The organism is Paenibacillus sp. J22P165, from assembly GCF_059692015.1.
The window spans coordinates 25,805-45,047 of sequence record NZ_JCAUAP010000019.1 but is presented as its reverse complement, the minus strand read 5'-3'; the positions used below and the strand labels follow the sequence as shown (position 1 = coordinate 45,047).

General features: G+C 48.2%; 18 protein-coding genes and 1 riboswitch. Of the genes, 2 read left to right on the top strand and 16 right to left on the bottom strand.

The window, feature by feature from the left end; translation table 11 throughout:
- Nucleotides 1–89: 89 nt before the first annotated feature.
- Entirely contained in the window at nt 90–1,028 is a 939-nt protein-coding gene (locus AC58QM_RS32075; protein WP_497288812.1) for an N-acetylmuramoyl-L-alanine amidase family protein, read from the bottom strand.
- A 94-nt stretch (nt 1,029–1,122) separates the two neighbouring features.
- On the opposite strand from AC58QM_RS32075, the gene AC58QM_RS32070 reads away from it, so the two are divergent.
- A complete protein-coding gene (locus AC58QM_RS32070; RefSeq protein ID WP_497288811.1) occupies nt 1,123–1,251 on the top strand; it encodes a hypothetical protein in 129 nt (42 codons plus the stop codon).
- A gap of 755 nt (nt 1,252–2,006) precedes the next feature.
- On the opposite strand, the gene purD is transcribed toward AC58QM_RS32070, so the two are convergent.
- The 12 genes from purD to purE all read right to left on the bottom strand — a co-directional run bounded on the left by purD (nt 2,007) and on the right by purE (nt 15,486).
- Nucleotides 2,007–3,272, bottom strand: coding sequence for a phosphoribosylamine--glycine ligase (gene purD, locus AC58QM_RS32065; protein WP_497288810.1), 1,266 nt, complete (start codon nt 3,270–3,272; stop codon nt 2,007–2,009).
- A 67-nt stretch (nt 3,273–3,339) separates the two neighbouring features.
- Nucleotides 3,340–4,887, bottom strand: a complete 1,548-nt coding sequence (purH, locus tag AC58QM_RS32060; RefSeq protein ID WP_497288809.1) for a bifunctional phosphoribosylaminoimidazolecarboxamide formyltransferase/IMP cyclohydrolase — start codon at nt 4,885–4,887, stop codon at nt 3,340–3,342.
- Nucleotides 4,888–5,079: 192 nt separating this feature from the next.
- A complete protein-coding gene (gene purN / locus AC58QM_RS32055) occupies nt 5,080–5,691 on the bottom strand; it encodes a phosphoribosylglycinamide formyltransferase (RefSeq protein ID WP_057311516.1) in 612 nt (203 codons plus the stop codon).
- Nucleotides 5,691–6,731: a phosphoribosylformylglycinamidine cyclo-ligase gene (purM, locus tag AC58QM_RS32050; RefSeq protein WP_173119042.1), complete on the bottom strand. Its 1,041-nt coding sequence runs from the start codon at nt 6,729–6,731 to the stop codon at nt 5,691–5,693. The genes purN and purM overlap by 1 nt, the downstream gene beginning before the upstream one ends.
- A gap of 101 nt (nt 6,732–6,832) precedes the next feature.
- Complete coding sequence (gene purF, locus AC58QM_RS32045) at nt 6,833–8,305, bottom strand: amidophosphoribosyltransferase (RefSeq protein WP_497288862.1); 1,473 nt, start codon at nt 8,303–8,305, stop codon at nt 6,833–6,835.
- 44 nt (nt 8,306–8,349) lie between these two features.
- On the bottom strand, nt 8,350–10,596 hold the full coding sequence (gene purL / locus AC58QM_RS32040) for a phosphoribosylformylglycinamidine synthase subunit PurL (RefSeq protein ID WP_497288808.1): 2,247 nt from the start codon (nt 10,594–10,596) through the stop codon (nt 8,350–8,352).
- Nucleotides 10,574–11,269, bottom strand: a complete 696-nt coding sequence (gene purQ / locus AC58QM_RS32035; protein WP_028556673.1) for a phosphoribosylformylglycinamidine synthase subunit PurQ — start codon at nt 11,267–11,269, stop codon at nt 10,574–10,576. Before purQ ends, purL begins: the two co-directional genes overlap by 23 nt.
- A gap of 45 nt (nt 11,270–11,314) precedes the next feature.
- A complete protein-coding gene (purS, locus tag AC58QM_RS32030) occupies nt 11,315–11,554 on the bottom strand; it encodes a phosphoribosylformylglycinamidine synthase subunit PurS (protein WP_028556672.1) in 240 nt (79 codons plus the stop codon).
- Nucleotides 11,555–11,580: 26 nt separating this feature from the next.
- The gene (locus tag AC58QM_RS32025) at nt 11,581–12,438 is read right to left on the bottom strand and encodes a phosphoribosylaminoimidazolesuccinocarboxamide synthase (protein ID WP_497288861.1); all 858 of its coding nucleotides are present in this window, start codon (nt 12,436–12,438) and stop codon (nt 11,581–11,583) included.
- Between the two features lie 73 nt (nt 12,439–12,511).
- The gene (gene purB / locus AC58QM_RS32020) at nt 12,512–13,807 is read right to left on the bottom strand and encodes an adenylosuccinate lyase (RefSeq protein WP_497288807.1); all 1,296 of its coding nucleotides are present in this window, start codon (nt 13,805–13,807) and stop codon (nt 12,512–12,514) included.
- A gap of 24 nt (nt 13,808–13,831) precedes the next feature.
- Complete coding sequence (gene purK / locus AC58QM_RS32015; protein ID WP_497288806.1) at nt 13,832–15,004, bottom strand: 5-(carboxyamino)imidazole ribonucleotide synthase; 1,173 nt, start codon at nt 15,002–15,004, stop codon at nt 13,832–13,834.
- Nucleotides 15,001–15,486: a 5-(carboxyamino)imidazole ribonucleotide mutase gene (gene purE / locus AC58QM_RS32010; RefSeq protein ID WP_497288805.1), complete on the bottom strand. Its 486-nt coding sequence runs from the start codon at nt 15,484–15,486 to the stop codon at nt 15,001–15,003. The genes purK and purE overlap by 4 nt, the downstream gene beginning before the upstream one ends.
- Nucleotides 15,487–15,620: 134 nt before the next feature.
- Nucleotides 15,621–15,722: riboswitch (purine riboswitch) on the bottom strand.
- A gap of 479 nt (nt 15,723–16,201) precedes the next feature.
- On the opposite strand from purE, the gene AC58QM_RS32005 reads away from it, so the two are divergent.
- Nucleotides 16,202–16,762, top strand: coding sequence for a YdeI/OmpD-associated family protein (locus tag AC58QM_RS32005; RefSeq protein WP_497288804.1), 561 nt, complete (start codon nt 16,202–16,204; stop codon nt 16,760–16,762).
- Nucleotides 16,763–16,780: 18 nt separating this feature from the next.
- Here the strand turns inward: AC58QM_RS32005 and AC58QM_RS32000 are convergent, their stop codons facing one another.
- The 3 genes from AC58QM_RS32000 to AC58QM_RS31990 all read right to left on the bottom strand — a co-directional run bounded on the left by AC58QM_RS32000 (nt 16,781) and on the right by AC58QM_RS31990 (nt 19,238).
- Nucleotides 16,781–17,053, bottom strand: a complete 273-nt coding sequence (locus tag AC58QM_RS32000; RefSeq protein ID WP_497288803.1) for a Fur family transcriptional regulator — start codon at nt 17,051–17,053, stop codon at nt 16,781–16,783.
- A gap of 241 nt (nt 17,054–17,294) precedes the next feature.
- Entirely contained in the window at nt 17,295–18,263 is a 969-nt protein-coding gene (locus AC58QM_RS31995; protein ID WP_497288802.1) for a pectinesterase family protein, read from the bottom strand.
- A gap of 36 nt (nt 18,264–18,299) precedes the next feature.
- Nucleotides 18,300–19,238: a polyprenyl synthetase family protein gene (locus AC58QM_RS31990; RefSeq protein WP_497288801.1), complete on the bottom strand. Its 939-nt coding sequence runs from the start codon at nt 19,236–19,238 to the stop codon at nt 18,300–18,302.
- Between the last annotated feature and the right edge of the window lie 5 nt (nt 19,239–19,243).

The window sequence follows — 19,243 nt, the reverse complement described above, 5'->3', positions numbered from 1 at the left end:
CAACACCCCCTCCCACAACCAAATCATTGCCAATTATCTACATTATTCTCGAATCTGTAAAATTAAAACCATGCTACGGCCCGTCTCCCTCACTTACCGTTCACAAACTGCTCAATCCCATCCGCGATACCTACGGCAAGCTTCTGTTGATACGCTGCTTCCGACATCAGCTCGTCCTCTTCGGGATTCGTCATGAACCCGATCTCCACGAGAGCGACGGGTACCTTCGACCAGTTAAAGCCGCTCAAATCATCTCGCGCCGATAAGCCACGTCCCTTCGAGCCTGTCGCTTGCTGCATACCAGCTAGAAGAAAACCAGCTGCCTGCTTACTTTCCGCTGCGATCGGCTTAACAGCTGGTTGTGCAGCTGACGGGTACAAGACCGAGAATCCTTTCGTACTTGCCGAGGCATCACCATCTGCATGAATCCTTACAACCAGCGCCGCTCCTGCCTCATTCGCCATATCCGCACGCTGCTTGTTGCTAATATCCACGTCATGCGTCTCGCGCGTCATCGTCACGTGAATGCCCCGTTTCGTTAACTCGGCTTTAAGCAGCAAGGATACCTCCAGATTGAGCACATATTCTGGCTTCTTTGTACGTACCCCAACAGTTCCTGAGCTAACTTTGGCCTTCGTTTCCCGCGTATCTGGCCCGACTTGCTCAGGTGAGTTATTGCCAACACGTTGATGTCCGGGGTCGATCATGACAAGCTTATTGCTCTTAGGGACGCTCGGCAGCGTGGTTGGAGCAGGCGTCTTCGTTGGTGTTGGCTTCGTTTCTGGCGTTGCGACAGGTGTCGGAGCCGCTGTTGGGTCTGTGGCTGGCGTTGGTGCTGCTGTAGCTGCCGTCTGCACCTGTGAGAGCGCAGCCGTTGCCTGCGCTGTTGCTGTCGCCTGCGGCGAAGCGCTCTGCACAGCCTCTGCCGTTGGCACCACCACGGGCACCGGCGTGTTATTTCCACAACCAGCCAACACACCAACCAGCGTTATGACTGCAGCGAGTATCAGCATTCTTTTATCAAACATCGGCAATCCCCCCATTTCTATGCTCTGTATAAAAACAGCCGCTATTCGCGAAAACTAACACTACCACGCTTCTCCACATTTGGGAGGTTCCGCTATGCAAGCATTTTGGCAGTATATCACTGATCACTGGCTGTCCATTTCCTTAGTCGTTCTTGCCTTATTGGCATGTTATTTCGTCTACAGAGGCAGAAGCAAGTATATGCGTAACTGGGATAAAAAGTAATCCAAAAAAACTCGCTCCTTCATCGGTTTTTCACCAGTGATGGCACGAGTTTATCACTACGTATGCAAGACCCCTTGGCGGATAACCGATAGTTTTACTTGAGTGCATTGACTAACCATGCCGGCCAGTGCTGTATTTGAGACCACTTTAAAGTTTATAATTAATCCGCTTCCCGTCAGAATCGATTACCTGAACATAACGCTCCCTAGTTGGCTCTTGCCGGATATGCTTACCATTTTCTTTTCATTATATCATACTACAACCAGACATAATCCCGACTGCTAACCCTATTAGTTAAGTAGCTAAAAAGCCTTCTATCGAAATCCTTCGAGGAAGAACGTCCGTACCAAGTGAAGATGCGCTTCAATGTATTTTCCTTCCACAACGAGTGGTAACTCGTTCGGCATCCAAATTAGTTCTGATGAGAAAAACCCACCAGCTACCTCTCCCCCCACCTGCTGAGAAATGCAATAGTGCAACCTTTTTCCATCAAAAACATACTTTCAGTTAAAATTGATGCAAAAAGGCATCAATTTCTGCGTTTTCAGCTCTGTTTAGACGTTTACGCCCCAAAAAGATGCCTTTTTGCATTTATTTATCATACTGACGTGAATTCACTGAAAAAGGATGCTTTTTTGCATTTTTGCCACCTGCGAAACTGACATTAATCAGGTGTACTCTCCGCCCCCCCGAATCTTAACAAAAAAAAACACAGCCCCTTATTCACTTAAAGGGCTGTGTTTTACTTTACGAATCTATCTCAATGCCTTCATCGCAATATCCGTCCGGTAATGCTTACCTTCAAAATGAATCCGATCCGCATCCGCATAAGCCTTCTGACGAGCTTCTACGATATCTTTGCCAAGGCCCGTGATCCCAAGCACACGTCCACCGTTGGTGACGATTTGCCCGTTCTCATCAACGGCTGTACCCGCGTGGAACACGAGCGCATCCTGCACTTGATCTAAGCCAGTAATCGGCAAGCCCTTCGGATATGGACCAGGGTAACCAGGTGAAGCCACGATCACGCATACTGCGGCTTGCTCGCTCCACTCGATTGGCTGCTCAGCCAACGTGCCGTTGTTGATCGCGAGGAAAATATCCAACAAATCCGTTTTCAATCGCGGCAAAATCACCTGCGTCTCCGGATCACCGAAGCGCGCGTTGAACTCAATCGTTTTCACACCGTTCGGAGTCAAAATGAGACCCGCATACAGCACGCCTTTGAACGGGCGGCCTTCTGCTACCATCGCATCCGCCGTAGGCTGAACGATGTTCACAAGTGCTTCCTGCACGATGGACTCTGGAATATGTGGAAGTGGGGAGTATGTCCCCATTCCGCCTGTATTCGGTCCTTTATCGTTATCAAAAACAGGCTTATGATCCTGCGAAGGCACCATCAAACGCACTGTTGAACCATCTACGAAAGCCAGTAAGGACATTTCTTGCCCTGTCAGGAACTCCTCGATTACGACGCTAGCGCCTGCCGATGCCCCAAAAACCTGCCCAACCATGATGTCTTTCAACGCAGCTTCCGCTTCTTCCATCGTTTGAGCAACCGTAACGCCTTTACCAGCGGCTAAGCCGTCTGCTTTAATCACGATTGGCGCCGTTTGCGAGCGCAAGTACGCAAGTGCTGGCTCATACGCGTCGAATGACTCGTAAGTCGCCGTAGGAATGCTGTATTTTTTGAGCAGCTGCTTCATGAACACTTTGCTGCCTTCAATGATCGCAGCGTTGGCGCGAGGGCCGAATGCTTCGATTCCTTTTGACTCCAAATGATCGACCAAACCTGCCGCTAATGGATCATCAGGCGCAACCATAACCAAGTCAATCGCTTGCTCCTTGGCAAATGTGCTGATCTCTTCGAACTGAAGCTCTGTAATCGGCACGCATTCCGCTAAACCGGCAATTCCGCCGTTTCCTGGTGCGCAGAACAGTTTGCTGATTTTTGGGCTTTTGCTTAGTGCCCATACAATGGCATGCTCGCGTCCGCCACGTCCAATAACTAATACACGCATCTTTGGAAACCCCTCTCATGGGGAATGCCCACGGTCCACTTACGAATCGTGAGCATTCTCAATTGTTTTAGTGTTTAAAGTGACGAACGCCTGTCATGACCATTGCAATGCCATTTTCGTTCGCTACACGAATAGATTCTTCGTCTTTGATGGAGCCGCCTGGCTGAATCACTGCTGTGATGCCTGCTTTTGCTGCCATTTCGAGTGTATCGCCCATCGGGAAGAACGCATCGGACGAAAGGACGGAGCCTTTAGACTTATCGCCAGCTTGCTCGATCGCAATTTTTGCTGCGCCAACACGGTTCATTTGACCAGCGCCTACGCCCACAGTCATATCATCAGCCACAAGTACGATGGCATTAGATTTAACGTGCTTAACAACTTTCCATGCAAAAAGAAGTTGCTTCATCTCTTCCGCTGTCGGTTGACGCTCGGAAACGACTTTCAAATCTGCTTCTGTCAATTGACGAGCATCGCTAGCTTGTACCAGCATGCCCCCTTCAACTGTTGTAATTACTGGCTGGGACTCGCGACCAGCAATGGTATCCAAACCGGCTACTTTGAGTAGACGGATGTTTTTCTTTTTAGCCAGAATCTCAAGAGCTTCTGGTGTAAAATCTGGTGCGATGACGATCTCCAAGAAGATCTCATGCAGCAATTGTGCAGTCGCTTCGTCGATCGCACGGTTCGCAGCAACGATTCCACCGAAGATGGAAGTCGGGTCAGCATTGTACGCTTTCGTGTAAGCTTCAAGTACGTTCGTACCGATACCCACGCCGCAAGGGTTCATGTGCTTCACGGCAACAACCGCAGGCTCGCTGAACTCTTTTACGATTTGAAGAGCTGTGTTCGCATCATTAATATTGTTGTACGATAATTCCTTACCGTGTAATTGTTCAGCCGTTGTGATGTTGCCAGCAGCCGCATTCGGCGTGCGGTAAAACGCTGCGCTTTGGTGCGGGTTTTCGCCGTAGCGAAGCTCTTGCATTTTTTCATACGTAACTGTGTAACGCTCTGGGTAAGGCTCGCCTTGGAGGCCAGTCAAATAGTCACCAATCAAAGCATCGTAAGCGCCTGTGTGACGGAACACTTTTGCTGCAAGCGTTTTACGTGTAGCAAGTGTAGTGTCGCCAGTCTCTTGCACTTCTTCCAACACTTTCGCATAGTCATTCGTGTCGACGATAACGGAAACGAAAGCATGGTTTTTCGCTGCGGAACGAAGCATGGTAGGTCCACCGATATCGATGTTCTCGATCGCATCTTCGTAAGTCACGTCAGGCTTCGCAATCGTCTCTGCAAAAGGATACAAATTCACGACAACTAGATCGATGTACTCTAAACCAAGCTCTTTCATGCTTGCTTGGTGCTCTTCGTTGTCACGAACAGCTAGAAGTCCGCCATGCACGTTCGGGTGAAGTGTCTTCACGCGGCCGTCCATGATTTCTGGGAACCCTGTAACTTCGGAAATACCGATAACCGGTACCCCTTTATCCTTTAACAAACTAAGCGTACCACCTGTGGAAATGATCTCAACGCCCAGCTTTGACAGCTCGCTCGCGAATTCAACGATGCCCGTTTTATCGAAAACGGAGATCAGTGCTCTTTTGATTGCCACTATGCTTCCTCCTTAGGGAATGGGATTGTATATGAATGAAATAAGTTCAATAATGTAAAAATTTCTTAGCAGGGCCTCCAAGGTCATAGAGCTAGCTATCATCACTATCCCCTATACTCAGGAGCCAACAAAATGCTGGTTGAACTGAGCCAATGGGATAGTGGTAATAGAGCTACCAAACACCTACATTCCCTACTTCCGCACGCTAACCCTGCGGCCGTCCAGGCTCACGCGGCCCTCGCGCAGCCACCGCACAACCTGCGGCAGCAGCACGTGCTCGGCCGCATGGATTCGCTCCGTGAGCGAATCCGCTGTCTCGTGCTCGTGGATTTCCACGGCACGCTGAGCGATGATCGGGCCGGAATCCAGCCCGCCATCAACAAAATGCACCGTGACGCCTGTCTGCTTCACGCCATACTCAACCGCCTGTTCCACAGCGCGCACGCCGGGGAACGACGGTAACAATGACGGATGAATATTAATCATCCGCCCGAAGAAAGGCTCAACCAGCACATTCGTAATAATCCGCATGTACCCTGCCATCACGACCAGATCAACCTGGCGATCCTGCAGCTCTTTTAAGATCAGCGTCTCATACGCTTCACGGCTTTCGTATTCCTTCGGATTGAAGGCAAACACAGGCACCTTCGCTTCCTTGGCACGCTCAACGACGAATGCCTTTGGGCGATCACAGACAAGAAGCTCGATGCTAACATCAAGCTTCCCCTTCTGTACCTGATCCACAATGGCCTGAAAATTCGAGCCGCTGCCTGAAGCCATCACCGCAATGCGATAAGGCTGCATTAGACGTCAGCTCCTTGGAACGTAACGACACGCTCGCCTTCAGTGACAACGCCTAAACGATATGCTTTTTCGCCTTGCGCTTCCGCTGCAGCAATAGCTTTCTCTGCATCGTCAGCTGCTACAATGACAACCATCCCGATTCCCATGTTGAACGTGCGGAACATATCATTGTTCGTGATGTTGCCTACACGCTGCATCAAAGAGAAAATCGGCAGGATCGGCCATGATCCGTATTGGATATCCACGTTTACGCCATCTGGCAGAACGCGCGGAATATTTTCGATGAAACCGCCACCTGTGATATGCGCCATCCCTTTGATCGCCACGTCTTCCAACATAGCTAGAACTGGCTTCACATACAGCTTTGTTGGCTCAAGCAACACGTTACCCAACTTGTCGCCAAGCTCTTCAACATGCCCTTGAAGGGTATAACCGTTATCTTCAAGCAAAAGCTTACGCACAAGCGAGAACCCGTTACTGTGCACACCACTTGAAGCAAGTCCTAGCACGACATCTCCAGGACGGATCGTTGTACCGTCGATGATCTTTTTCTTGTCGACGATTCCAACCGTAAAGCCAGCAATGTCATACTCCCCTTCAGCATACATGCCTGGCATTTCCGCCGTTTCACCACCGATTAGTGAGCAACCTGATTGCGCACAACCGTCAGCAATCCCTTTAATAATCGCTTCAATTTTCTCTGGAATGACTTTGTCACAAGCGAGATAGTCAAGGAAGAACAATGGCTCTGCGCCTTGAACGATAATATCATTCACGCACATCGCGACCGCGTCGATCCCAATCGTATCATGCTTATCCATGGCAAAAGCAATCTTCAGCTTCGTGCCCACGCCGTCCGTACCCGATACGAGTACAGGCTCCTCATACTTGTCTTTGTTCAAGCTGAACAGCCCGCCGAAGCCACCGAGATCTGTTAACACTTCAGGACGGAATGTCCGTTTAACGTGCTTTTTCATCCGTTCTACTGCTTCGTTCCCCGCCGCGATATCGACGCCAGCCTTTTTATAAGCATCCGACACTGACCAACACTCCTTAGTTTGTCTATATATAGGGGAGGTCGTTAGACCCCCGTTTTCTCTCTTTTACTGACCATGGCCCAACGCTGCCACGTAATCAGCCTTTAATCACAAGCACAGCCAACCTTCGTCACATCAACGATTTCTGTCGGATAGCTGTTATCGAAACAAGCTGTACAATATCCGCTGTCTTTGCCTGCGGAACCTTGACCGATTGAATCTAACAATCCATCCTTCGTTAGAAAATGAAGTGAATCCGCGTTGATCGCCTTGCGAATTTCCTCGATGGAATTCATCGCTGCGATAAGCTCTTTGCGGTCCGGAGTATCAATCCCGTAGTAACATGGGTTCATAAAAGGCGGAGAAGAAATCCGCACATGAACCTCCGTTGCGCCTGCTTCACGAAGCAGGTTAACGATACGTAAGGACGTTGTCCCACGAACGATGGAGTCATCGATCATCACGACACGCTTGCCTTCGACCACTTTGCGAACGGCGCTCAACTTCATTTTAACACCTTGCTCACGAAGCTCTTGGCTTGGAATGATGAACGTACGGCCTGTGTAGCGGTTCTTGATCAGACCCAGCTCATAAGGAATACCCGTTTGTTCTGCAAAACCAATCGCTGCCGAAATACTGGAATCCGGTACGCCTGTTACGATATCCGCATCCACGAAAGCTTCCATCGCTAGTCGCTTACCCATCCGTTTACGAGCGGAGTGAATATTGACCGTATCAATGTCACTGTCTGGACGAGCAAAGTAGATATACTCCATCGCACAGATCGCACGCTTGCCACCTTCTGCAAAACGCTCTGAACGGAAGCCGTCACGATCAATCACGATAATCTCGCCTGGCTGCACATCACGGAAATAGGTTGCCCCCACCGCATCAAAGGCACAAGTCTCTGAAGCGAACAAGTAAGCTTCTCCAAGACGGCCAATCATGAACGGACGCAAGCCATTAGGATCAAGTGCTGCAATCAGCTTATCCTTCGTAATAATGAGGAAAGCGAAGCCGCCGATGACTTGATTCATCGCATCTTTTACAGCATCAACGATATCATCATGCTCCGAACGAGCAATCAGATGCGCCATAACTTCAGTATCACTCGTCGTTTGGAAAATAGAGCCCTTACGCTCCAACTCACGCTTGATAATATTTGCATTATCAAGGTTTCCATTCGTCGCGATAGCCAGATCACCCTCACGGTATTTAAAAACGAGCGGCTGCGCATTCGCCAGCTTGCTTTCGCCTGCTGTGGAATAACGTACATGTGCGATCGCTGTTGAACCCGTAAGTGGATGCAAATTATCGTTCGTAAATACCTCTTTGGCCAGTCCCATACCGCGATAATAGTTGAATTTACCTTCATCGACCGTACAGATGCCGGCACTTTCCTGTCCACGATGCTGAAGGGCATGAAGACCGTAATAGCACAGTGACGAAGCGTCGGGATGACCATACACCCCGAACACGCCGCACTCCTCATTCAGCTTATCGAACAATCCACCTTGGCCGCCAATACCTTCGTTGTAATATTCTCCTGTCCAAAGCTCATGCTGTCCATTGTCCATTTCGACAAGTGGAGCAGTTGGAAGCTTCAGGGCCTTGGATTGTTTTACGCCATTAGACATGGAATCGCATCCTTCCAGACTTTCGCCAGCTCGTTTACAGGAGACTGGAGACGCTGTTCGTCGTTGATTTTCACAGTTAGGTAGGCATCATGGGTTACTTTTCCGATTTCTTGATAAGGTACACCTTGGGAAGCGATCCAATGTTTCAACGCATCCGCTTTGTCTGGTGTCGCGCTAAGCACGATACGAGATTGTGATTCAGAGAACAATGCGAAATCAGGACGTAGATCAGACGTTACATTAACCTCTGCTCCGATATTTCCGCTGATACAGCTTTCTGCTAACGCTACAGCCAAACCGCCTTCAGACAAGTCATGTGCAGATGCAACTAGACCTTCTTGGATTGCTTTCAACACTGCGTTTTGCAGGCGTTTCTCAGTCGCCAAATCCAACTCAGGAGGACGGCCTTCAGTTACACCGTGAATCACATATTGGAATTCGCTGCCGCCGAGCTCAGCTTTTGTCTCGCCTAGCAGGATAATGATGTCACCTTCGTTTTTGAAGTTTTGAGTTGTGATGTGGTCGATGTCATGAACAAGACCAACCATCCCGATAACAGGAGTAGGGTAGATTGCGCCTTTGGAGTTCTCGTTGTAAAGTGAAACGTTACCGCCGATAACCGGCGTATCCAAGAAGCGGCAAGCTTCTGCCATACCGTCAGTGGATTTCTCCAACTGCCAGAAGATTTCCGGCTTGTCCGGGGAACCAAAGTTCAAGTTATCCGTTACGGCAAGCGGCTCAGCACCGGAACAAACAACGTTACGCGCTGCTTCGGAAACTGCGATACGTCCGCCCACTTCTGGATCCAAGTACACGTAGCGTCCGTTACAATCCGTTGTCATCGCAAGACCTTTGCGCGTGCCGCGGATCGTGACGACTGCTGCGTCTGAACCTGGACGCACAGCTGTTTCTGTACGAACCATGTAGTCATACTGGTTGTAAACCCACTCTTTGCTCGCTACCGTCGGGGACGCGAGTACGGATTTCAGCGCATCCGTCAACTTCGTTACCTCTGGGTAACGTGTTGTATCGATCGCTGCGCTTGCTTCGTAATAAGCCGGCACTTTGCTTGGCTTATTGTAAACCGGGCACTCGTCAACGAGTGCGCCTACAGGCATGTTCGCCACGACTTCACCGTGGTGAATCAATTTAAGGAAACCGTCGTCAGTAACTTTACCGACTTTTGCACAGTGCAAGCCCCAACGCTCGAAAATGCCTTTAGCTTGCGCCTCATCCTTCGGCTCAACAACGAATAGCATACGCTCTTGGGACTCGGACAACATCATTTCATACGCTGTCATGCCTTCTTCACGTTGTGGAACTTCATCCAGGTACAGCTCCATGCCGTTACCTGCTTTACTTGCCATCTCAGCGGAGGAACAGGTAAGTCCCGCTGCGCCCATATCTTGAATTCCAAGCACGATCCCGGAATCGATTAACTCTAAACAAGCTTCTAGCACTAGCTTTTCCATGAACGGATCGCCAACTTGAACCGCTGGACGCTTCGCTTCGGATTCAGCTGTTAGTTCCTCGGATGCGAATGTCGCACCGTGGATACCATCGCGGCCTGTTGCTGGGCCAACGTAGAAGACTGGGTTGCCAACACCTTTGGCAACACCGCGTTGGATCATGTCGTGGTCGATAAGACCCACGCACATTGCGTTAACGAGCGGGTTCCCCTCGTAGCTCTCGTCGAACATCACTTCGCCGCCAACTGTCGGGATTCCGATACAGTTACCGTATCCAGCGATACCGGAGACAACGTGCTCGAACAAGTACTTCACGCGATCGTTTTCCAATTTACCGAAACGCAAGGAGTTAAGAAGCGCCACTGGGCGTGCGCCCATGGAGAAAATATCACGAATAATACCACCCACACCTGTCGCCGCGCCTTGGTAAGGCTCGATTGCGGAAGGGTGGTTATGACTTTCAATTTTGAAAACAACCGCTTGGTTGTCTCCGATATCTACAATCCCTGCACCTTCACCAGGTCCCATCAGAACGCGAGGTCCTGTAACTGGGAATTTGCGAAGAACAGGTTTGGAATTTTTGTAAGAGCAATGCTCGGACCACATTACGCTGAATACGCCGATTTCTACGTAGTTCGGAGTACGTCCAAGGAAACCACAAATCTTAGCAAACTCCTCGTCAGTTACACCCATTTGCTTGTAAATCTTCTGTTCCGCGATTTGTTCCGGAGATGGTTCCTTAGCGGATAGCTGCTGCGTCATGTTTTTCCCTCCAAGCACTTAGAATTGATGTGAACATTTTTTTGCCGTCTGCGGAGCCAAGAATCTCATGAATGGCGCGCTCTGGATGGGGCATCATACCCACTACGTTCCCTGCTTTGTTGCTGATTCCAGCGATATCATCCAGTGATCCGTTCGGGTTGTTACCCGCTTCATAACGGAACACGATTTGGTTGTTTTCTTGCAATTCTTTTAGTGTAGCTTCGTCACAGTAATAGTTGCCTTCACCGTGTGCGATTGGAATGTTGATCAATTCACCTTCGGCATAATCACGCGTGAACGCCGTTGTGTTGTTCTCAACTTTCAGAACCGCTTGGTGACAGCGGAATTTCATGCCGTTATTGCGCAGCAATGCGCCTGGCAGCAAACGAGCTTCGGTCAAAACTTGGAATCCGTTACAAATACCTAGAATGTATTTGCCTTCTTCCGCAGCCTTCACGACAGCTTTCATTACGTTTGTAAACTGAGCAATCGCTCCACAACGCAGGTAATCCCCGTAAGAGAATCCTCCTGGTACTAGGATGCAATCGTATTTGGACAAGTCGCCGTCCGTATGCCACACATAGTCAACTGGTTGACCAATTGTATCTTCAATCGCTTTGTACAAGTCGATATCGCAATTCGATCCCGGGAACACAAGAACCGCAAAATTCATGACTTCTTCCTCCTCAAAATGCTATAGCAGAACTTACTTCGTCTCTTACACCAATTCGTAACGGTAGTCTTCAATAACTGTGTTTGCAAGCAACTTCTCGCACATAGCTTTCACGCGTGCTTCTGCTTCTGCTCTGTCTGTTGTACCAAGTTCAAGCTCCAAGTATTTACCGATGCGCACTTTGCCAACTTCTTCGAAGCCCATGGAGTGAAGTGCTCCTTGTACTGCCGTTCCTTGCACGTCCAATACGTTTTGTTTAATCGTTACATAAACTGTTGCTTTCATCGTGAAATCGCTCCTCAGCGTTAATATTAGTCAACCAAGCGGTGCAGAATCCCTTTATATCGGTTCGAAGTCTCTTCCACAACAGAAGCTGGAAGCTCATCCGGTTCACTATTTTTATCCCAACCTGATCCCGCCAAATACGTGCGCACAGGCTCTTTGTCCATGGAATCAATCTCGATATCCAAAGCATATTTATCTTCTGACCAATAACGGGAAGAATCCGGCGTGAAAATCTCATCAATAATAATAAGTTCACCTGCATAGAAACCGAATTCAAACTTCGTATCTGCCAAAATAATGCCTTTTTGCTCGCACATGGAATGTGCTAACACATACAGCATGATGCTGCGCTCTTGCAGGGCATAGGTCAGCTCTTCGCCAACCAATTCTTTCATCTGTGCGAGGGAGATGTCTTCGTCATGACCAACATCATTTTTCGCTGCTGGCGTGAAAATCGGTTCTGGCAACCGTTGGTTTTTACGTAAACCTTCCGGAAGTTTAATGCCGTTAATTTCTCCGGTTTTCTCGTACTGTCTCCAGCCATTCCCTGTGATGTAGCCACGAACCACGCACTCGATGGAGATGCGCTCTGCTTTTTTAGCTACAATAATACGTTCCTTCAACAGTTCGCGATCTTCCGCACTCGGAATAATCGCATGAAGCTTCTCAACATCCGTGTGGATGATGTGATTGTTCATATAACCGCTCGTTACGCCGAACCAGTACTTGCTGAGTGCATTCAGAACGTACCCTTTGTCCGGAACACCCGGCTTCAAAATATAATCAAAAGCCGAAATCCGATCCGTTACCACGATTAAAAAGCTATCGCCAAGATCATACAGCTCACGAACTTTGCCTTTATGCACTAACGGTGCATTAATCATTTCTTCAGCTGTATCCACGATTACGTTTGCGTTTGCCACGAATTCCACTCCCTTTCCCCTTACATGCTCACTTCTAGTTCAAACCAAGACGGTCAAAAATCGTGCTAACATGTTTCAAATGCCAGCTAGGATCGAAGCAATCTGCGATTTCTTCTGGGCTTAATACTTCGGTAATAACCGATGTGTTCTCTACGATTTCACGGAAGGAACGTTGCTCTTCCCAGGCTTGCATCGCTCTCGGTTGCACCGTATCGTACGCTTGTTCACGAGCAAAACCTTTGTCAATCAACTTCGTCATCACGCGGCCGGAGAAAGGAACATCATACGTGCTGCGCATGTTGCGTTTCATATTTTCAGGGAACACCGTCAAATTCTTAATGATGTTGCCTAGACGATTAAGCATGTAATTCAACAACTGTGTCGAATCTGGTAGGATAATACGCTCAACGGAGGAGTGCGAAATGTCGCGCTCATGCCATAGCGGCACGTTCTCATACGCGGACACCATGTGTCCACGAATCACACGGGATAGACCGGAAATGCTTTCGCAACCGATTGGGTTACGTTTGTGCGGCATTGCGGAGGAACCTTTTTGACCTTTGGCAAACGGCTCTTCCACTTCGCGGAACTCACTCTTCTGAAGCGCACGGATTTCTGTTGCAAATTTGTCCATGGAAGTCGCGATTAGTGCTAATGTAGCCATGTAGTCTGCGTGGCGATCACGTTGCAGCGTTTGTGTAGAAATCGGTGCCGGCGTTGTGCCTAGTTTTTCACATACATACTGCTCAACAAACGGATCGATATTCGCGTACGTGCCTACTGCTCCTGAGATTTTACCGAATTGCACGCCTTTAGCAGCCAAACGGAAACGCTCCAGATTACGCTTCATTTCCTCGTACCATAGCGCCATTTTCAAACCAAACGTCGTTGGCTCTGCGTGAACACCATGCGTTCTACCCATCATTGCTGTATCTCTATGTTCAATCGCTTTATTGCGTAGAATTTCAATGAAATTGATGATGTCTTTTTCCAAAATCTCGTTAGCTTGTCTCAATAAGTAGCCCATCGCTGTATCGACAACGTCAGTTGAAGTCAAGCCGTAATGAACCCATTTGCGCTCAGGCCCTAGTGTTTCGGATACAGCGCGTGTGAAAGCAATAACGTCATGACGAGTCTCTTGCTCGATTTCGTAAATGCGATCGATGTTGAAGCTTGCTTTCTCGCGCAATACTTTGACATCTTCCTTCGGTATAACACCAAGCTCTGCCCAAGCCTCGCAAGAAAGGATTTCTACTTCTAAATATGCTTGAAATTTATTCTGTTCTGTCCAAATACTTGCCATCTCTGGGCGTGTATAACGATCAATCATGTGCCGTTCCTCCAATGGTTTCTTTTACTTACTTTCCCAAATGCCTGTCTGTTCTATCCAAGTCAATGCTTTCTCAACATCATTTGTTAAAAGGTTGATATGACCCATTTTACGTTTCTCTTTCGCTTCTTTCTTGCCGTACAAATGAAGTTTGGCAGAGACGCCTAATGCTTCATTCTCTAAGAAGCCCGGCTCAGCAAGTTTATCGTGCAGCGGCGCAATGTGCTCACCTAACAAGTTGACCATGACCACAGGTGTAATCAGTTCTGTTGAACCTAGCGGCAAATTGCAGATCGCTCGTACGTGCTGCTCGAACTGCGAGGTCCGGCAAGCTTCCATCGTGTAATGCCCCGAATTATGGGGGCGTGGCGCAAGCTCATTCACATAAAGTTGACCATCCTTAGTTAGGAATAGCTCAACTGCAATGAGCCCGATGACACCGAGCGACTCCGCGATGCGAATCGCGAGTTCTTCGGCTGCCTTCTGCACGGGCACAGGAATTCGTGCCGGCACGATGGATTCGTGCAGAATATTATGTACATGTATATTTTCAGCAGCAGGAAATGCTTTAACCTCGCCGCGTGGACTTCTAGCTGCAATAACGGATAATTCCTTGTCAAAATGAATGAATTGTTCGAGAACCAGCTCGGTTTTGGCACGGCTTAATGTTTCATAAGCTTCGGCGACTTCATCTAAAGAGCGAAGCACCCATTGCCCTTTACCGTCATAACCACCGGTAGCGGTTTTGAGTACGCACGGCGTACCGAAGCGCTCTGCCGCTTCTCTCAGATCAGCTTCGCTTGTGATTTCCGCATATGGCGCTACGGGAACGCCTGCCGCTTCAATCGCTCTCTTCTCACGAAGACGGTGCTGTGTTGTGTATAAAAGATGACTTCCCTGTGGAACATAGGATTCTTCCATCAAAATTTTGGTCACGTTCGCATCGACATTTTCGAATTCATACGTGATGACGTCCGAGCGTGCGGCAAGCCTTCTAGCCGCCTCCACATCGTCGAAGTTCGCTTGAATCTGATCCGCGACTTGGCCGCAAGGTGCGTCTTCCGTCGGGTCGAGCGTCACGAAACGATATCCCATGTTGCGTCCGGCTAGTGTAAGCATGCGTCCTAATTGCCCGCCGCCGAGGATGCCGATGGTGCCTCCTGGCTGGATCACCTTACCGCTGGATGCCTCACTCATAGCTGGTCACTGCTTTCTAGTACCGTTTGCGTGATACGCGCGCGGCGTGCTTTTACTCTCGCTTGGATCTCCGGATCAAAAGCGCCTAGAATTTGCGCAGCTAGCAAGCCTGCGTTTGTCGCACCAGCATGACCGATTGCAACTGTAGCAACTGGAATGCCGCCTGGCATTTGCACAATGGAGAGCAAAGAGTCCATACCATTCAATGTGGACGTCTTGACTGGAACACCAATAACCGGTAGCTCCGTTTTGGCTGCAACCATTCCTGGTAAATGCGCCGCACCGCCTGCTCCGGCAATAATTACTTGTAGCCCACGTTCGATCGCCGATGCTGCATAGTCAAACATCAGATCCGGCGTTCTGTGCGCGGAGACAACCTTTTTCTCATACGCTACACCTAGTTCGTCCAACATATCACAAGCATGCTTCATCGTTTCCCAATCCGACTGGCTTCCCATAATAACACCAACACGTACCGTCATCTCAAACCTCTTTCTGAACGCCGACTTTTAAATATATATGCTATAAAAATAAAAATGCCCAGAGCTAGAATTCACGATTCTATACGCTGGACAGCAAAAGAACCGAATGCAAAAAGACCATCATTTCCTATGGTTCCCCTCATTCGCTTCCTCGTAGTCCAAAAATTCATGGTTTTTGGGTAGATACTTTCAGGCCTTATTCCTGATTTTATACGAGTTGATTCGACATTTTCAATTAGTGCGGCTTCATTTCCCGCTTTCCTAGTTTACTACCAACTAACGTGCCATGTCAATTTCAAAAAACGAACAATTATTACTTTATACTTTTAAATAGTTCGCTTTTTCGGCACATTTTCTAGCTTTTACCTGTAAATGAGTTAAGATGCGTTTCTCAACCGTTTCTCAACCGCTTCTCAACATCTCAATATGGAATCATCCGTTGTCCCTAGACATCAAATGGCCTGTGTAACGAACTTTCATATTTTTCGACAATCACGTATGTGAATATTTTGAAAATAAAAAATAAACACACTGACATATAGGTGTCAGTGTGTTCCGTTTACAATACTCATATAGGACCGATACTTCATATATGAGGAGGAATTATACAATGCGTACAAAACAAACACTAAGAGGATTTGCTACAATTAGTTATTGGGCCGATAATGTAGGGGCTGCACAGGTACATACCACAACACGGGGGTGATTAGCAGTTATGATCATAGATAACGTAGTACTCGTACAGTCGCGACAAGAATGGCGAGAGTGGCTGGTTAACCATCACAGCACAACAAATTATTGTTGGTTAGTTCCTACACATCGCACTTCCATGAGTTACATTGATTTTGTTGAAGAAGCCTTATGTTTTGGCTGGATCGATAGCACAACTAAAAAAGTAGATGACACCCACACTGCGCAACGATTCTCGCCTAGGAAAAAAAAGAGTAAATGGACAGAGCTCAATAAAGAACGAGTCCGGCGATTAGATAAATTAGGCTTCATGACGGAAGCAGGGCATCAAGTTTTGCCCGATATGAACACCGCATCCTTCGTCATAGATGAAGATATCTTAACGCAGTTACGTCAGGACGAAGTGCTCTATCGCCATTTTCAGTCATTGCCAGAGCTCTATGTGAGAGTCAAACTCGACAATATTCAGTCTGTACGGAACGATGCAACATTATATCAAAATCGATTAACCAAGTTCATTGAACATACCCGTCTCAATAAAATATATGGACAATGGCATGATAACGGCCGATTACTCGCGTACTAATCCCGTACTAAAATTCACTTACGAGCAAATAGCTGCTTCATATCGTAAGGAAGCTCCGCCAACTGCCAACTCATTCACTAATCCTAGCAGTTTAAAAACGTGCAGAGAGCTGTTAACTGTCATCGCATTCACATGCGGATACTCACCGACCATTGCCTCGCAAATGTCTTTCACCGTCGTGTAACTTTCCTGCGCATAAAGATACGTTAACAATGCTCGCCGCTGTGGAGTTAACGGGATATTTCGAGCTCGCATCCGCTGTAAGGCTTGATTCAGATCATGTTTGACCATTAGGGTAACCTCCTCTTTCATTTTTTCATTGTATGGTGTGCATGAACTTACGGTTCGCTTGCTGCACATAAATGTAATATCTATGTTCATGCTCGCCGTGAAAGTCTTACGCCTTATTTATAATTATTATTATATAGTATTTATTTTATTTTGTCGAGAATCATTATCAACAACTGTTCATGTATAATAAAAAACCGCCAAGAGATATCCTCCTGACGGGCAATAAGCCACTTCAATTGTCTTATTCCCTACTGCTGACTGTCGGATCCCAACCATCCTCACCTGCAAGAACGCGCTCAGCAGTCAGCTTCTCCGCTTCCAGCTCGTTCAATTCCGTTGCCCACGCAGCACGCCCACTCGTCACAGCTCCAGGACCTATACTGCCAAACTCCATGTATCTAACCTCATCTATCGGTTCCTGTTCATTCCACCGATCCCAGCCCGCAGACTTTACATGCGATCCTACCCAGCAATCTACAAACGCTACCTTGGCATAGTTCCGCCACGGCCTTCCTAGACCTACTGACTGCTCAGGTATATCTCCTGTTAGCTTGCATCTCAGAAAGACATAACCAAATTGAACCTCCTCTGGCGTAGAGGCTGCTGTGATCCAGCCGCTTCCCAAGGAGACAATCTCACACTCCTGAAACACCGCTGTCGCCGAGCCAAAAATAAAATCAACATCGCCCTCCACATAGCAACGTTCGTAATACTGCCTCGCCGGACGTCTCGGCGCGCCTTCCCTTGGACCGCCAAAGCTGCCGCGATCTCGCGGTTTCGGTGGCAACGGTCCTGTGAACAGCGTATCCTGATGCCCGAGGAATCGGCAATCGCGAAAGGCAACGCAGTCTCCCTCGACATAAGCAGCCAAGGCTTGCCCCACGATGTCACCGCTCCCTGCTGTATTTTCGAAGGTAATCCCCTTCACTTCAATATGATCCCCGCCTATGTAAGCCGTGTAAGAATGAAATGTGTGGTAAGGCTCTCCGCTGGGAAACAACTTTTTCGCGTAATCATCATAAGAAATGATGGTCGTGTCCGCCCCATCGCCAACCAACGATATCCATGGCTTATCGATATATAACTTCTCTTTATACACACCACTTTTGATATGAATAATTGTAAGCTCCGTCTGTCCCTCTGGGATATGATCAACAGCCTCTTGTATGCTAAGGAAGTCACCGCTCCCATCCGTTGCAACAGTAATCATCGTTTTCCCCCTTTCTATACATAGAAAGAGCAGGCATTAAGCCTGCTCCACCTCAATACCCAGCTTGATGAAATCGCCGTATGTGAGCGTTCGGAACTCTTCCTTCCAAGGCGACAGGGCCTGCAGCTCTCCCCATATCTCCTCAGCCTTCTGAATACAGACCGTTTGAACTATCCTAGCGTATTCCAAACAGCCAGAATCCTCAATCAACGCTTTGACCTCATCTTCTTTTTCAGCAAAACGTTCAGCCGTGATCTCCCCCTTATAGTACGCCTTCACGGGAGAGAAACTCTCGTCTTCCATGGAGAGGAGATACAAGATTGGCAGTGTTCGCTTCTGCGCCATTAAATCACTTTTCTCATCATAGCGAACGAGATCGCGGACATCATTTTGAATCTGGTGGAGGAGCCCCACACAATCTGCCAATTGATGCAGCTGCTCTAATGTCTGTTCCGTACACCCTGTATGGGTATAACCCATGAAGCAAGCAAGTCGGAAGAGGGAACCTGATTTCTCTTGGGTCATCCATAGGTAATCATCGACTGTGGAGACCACATTCGTCACATCTTTATGCTGGCCATTGATCGATCTCGCAACGATTTTGCTGATTTCGACAAGCATGGCTCCACTGGCATTCAACCTGCCCAATTCACCTACAACACCCATAATTAACGCTAATACAGCATTCAACGCACTTGCCGTGTCAACGCGCATCCAAGGCTTGCTATCGCTATCCTGATCCTGCAGATCATCGATGATGTCTAGGATGAGCACAACTAATTCTGTCAAAGCCGCGCGACGATGAATATCAGGCGAGTTCCCGCCGAGCATGGCGTGTGTACACAACGTGACTTTGGACCAAGATAGACTCGAGGTCTCCGAATCGGACAAGCATGATTTCAGCAGAATTTTCAAATCCTCATCAAACATGTAATCATCTATCATCCGTGCCATATGCTGCTGAATGTCCTGCATGTAAA

What these genes read in the sequence shown, in the direction of transcription:
- AC58QM_RS32075 (WP_497288812.1), bottom strand. Translation starts at nt 1,028, where the DNA reads ATGTTTGATAAAAGAATGCTGATACTCGCTGCAGTCATAACGCTGGTT.
- AC58QM_RS32070 (WP_497288811.1), top strand. Translation starts at nt 1,123, where the DNA reads ATGCAAGCATTTTGGCAGTATATCACTGATCACTGGCTGTCCATTTCC.
- purD (WP_497288810.1), bottom strand. Translation starts at nt 3,272, where the DNA reads ATGCGTGTATTAGTTATTGGACGTGGCGGACGCGAGCATGCCATTGTA.
- purN (WP_057311516.1), bottom strand. Translation starts at nt 5,691, where the DNA reads ATGCAGCCTTATCGCATTGCGGTGATGGCTTCAGGCAGCGGCTCGAAT.
- purF (WP_497288862.1), bottom strand. Translation starts at nt 8,305, where the DNA reads ATGGACAATGGACAGCATGAGCTTTGGACAGGAGAATATTACAACGAA.
- purL (WP_497288808.1), bottom strand. Translation starts at nt 10,596, where the DNA reads ATGACGCAGCAGCTATCCGCTAAGGAACCATCTCCGGAACAAATCGCG.
- purQ (WP_028556673.1), bottom strand. Translation starts at nt 11,269, where the DNA reads ATGAATTTTGCGGTTCTTGTGTTCCCGGGATCGAATTGCGATATCGAC.
- purS (WP_028556672.1), bottom strand. Translation starts at nt 11,554, where the DNA reads ATGAAAGCAACAGTTTATGTAACGATTAAACAAAACGTATTGGACGTG.
- AC58QM_RS32025 (WP_497288861.1), bottom strand. Translation starts at nt 12,438, where the DNA reads ATGATTAATGCACCGTTAGTGCATAAAGGCAAAGTTCGTGAGCTGTAT.
- purB (WP_497288807.1), bottom strand. Translation starts at nt 13,807, where the DNA reads ATGATTGATCGTTATACACGCCCAGAGATGGCAAGTATTTGGACAGAA.
- purK (WP_497288806.1), bottom strand. Translation starts at nt 15,004, where the DNA reads ATGAGTGAGGCATCCAGCGGTAAGGTGATCCAGCCAGGAGGCACCATC.
- purE (WP_497288805.1), bottom strand. Translation starts at nt 15,486, where the DNA reads ATGACGGTACGTGTTGGTGTTATTATGGGAAGCCAGTCGGATTGGGAA.
- AC58QM_RS32005 (WP_497288804.1), top strand. Translation starts at nt 16,202, where the DNA reads ATGATCATAGATAACGTAGTACTCGTACAGTCGCGACAAGAATGGCGA.
- AC58QM_RS32000 (WP_497288803.1), bottom strand. Translation starts at nt 17,053, where the DNA reads ATGGTCAAACATGATCTGAATCAAGCCTTACAGCGGATGCGAGCTCGA.
- AC58QM_RS31995 (WP_497288802.1), bottom strand. Translation starts at nt 18,263, where the DNA reads ATGATTACTGTTGCAACGGATGGGAGCGGTGACTTCCTTAGCATACAA.
- AC58QM_RS31990 (WP_497288801.1), bottom strand. Translation starts at nt 19,238, where the DNA reads ATGCAGGACATTCAGCAGCATATGGCACGGATGATAGATGATTACATG.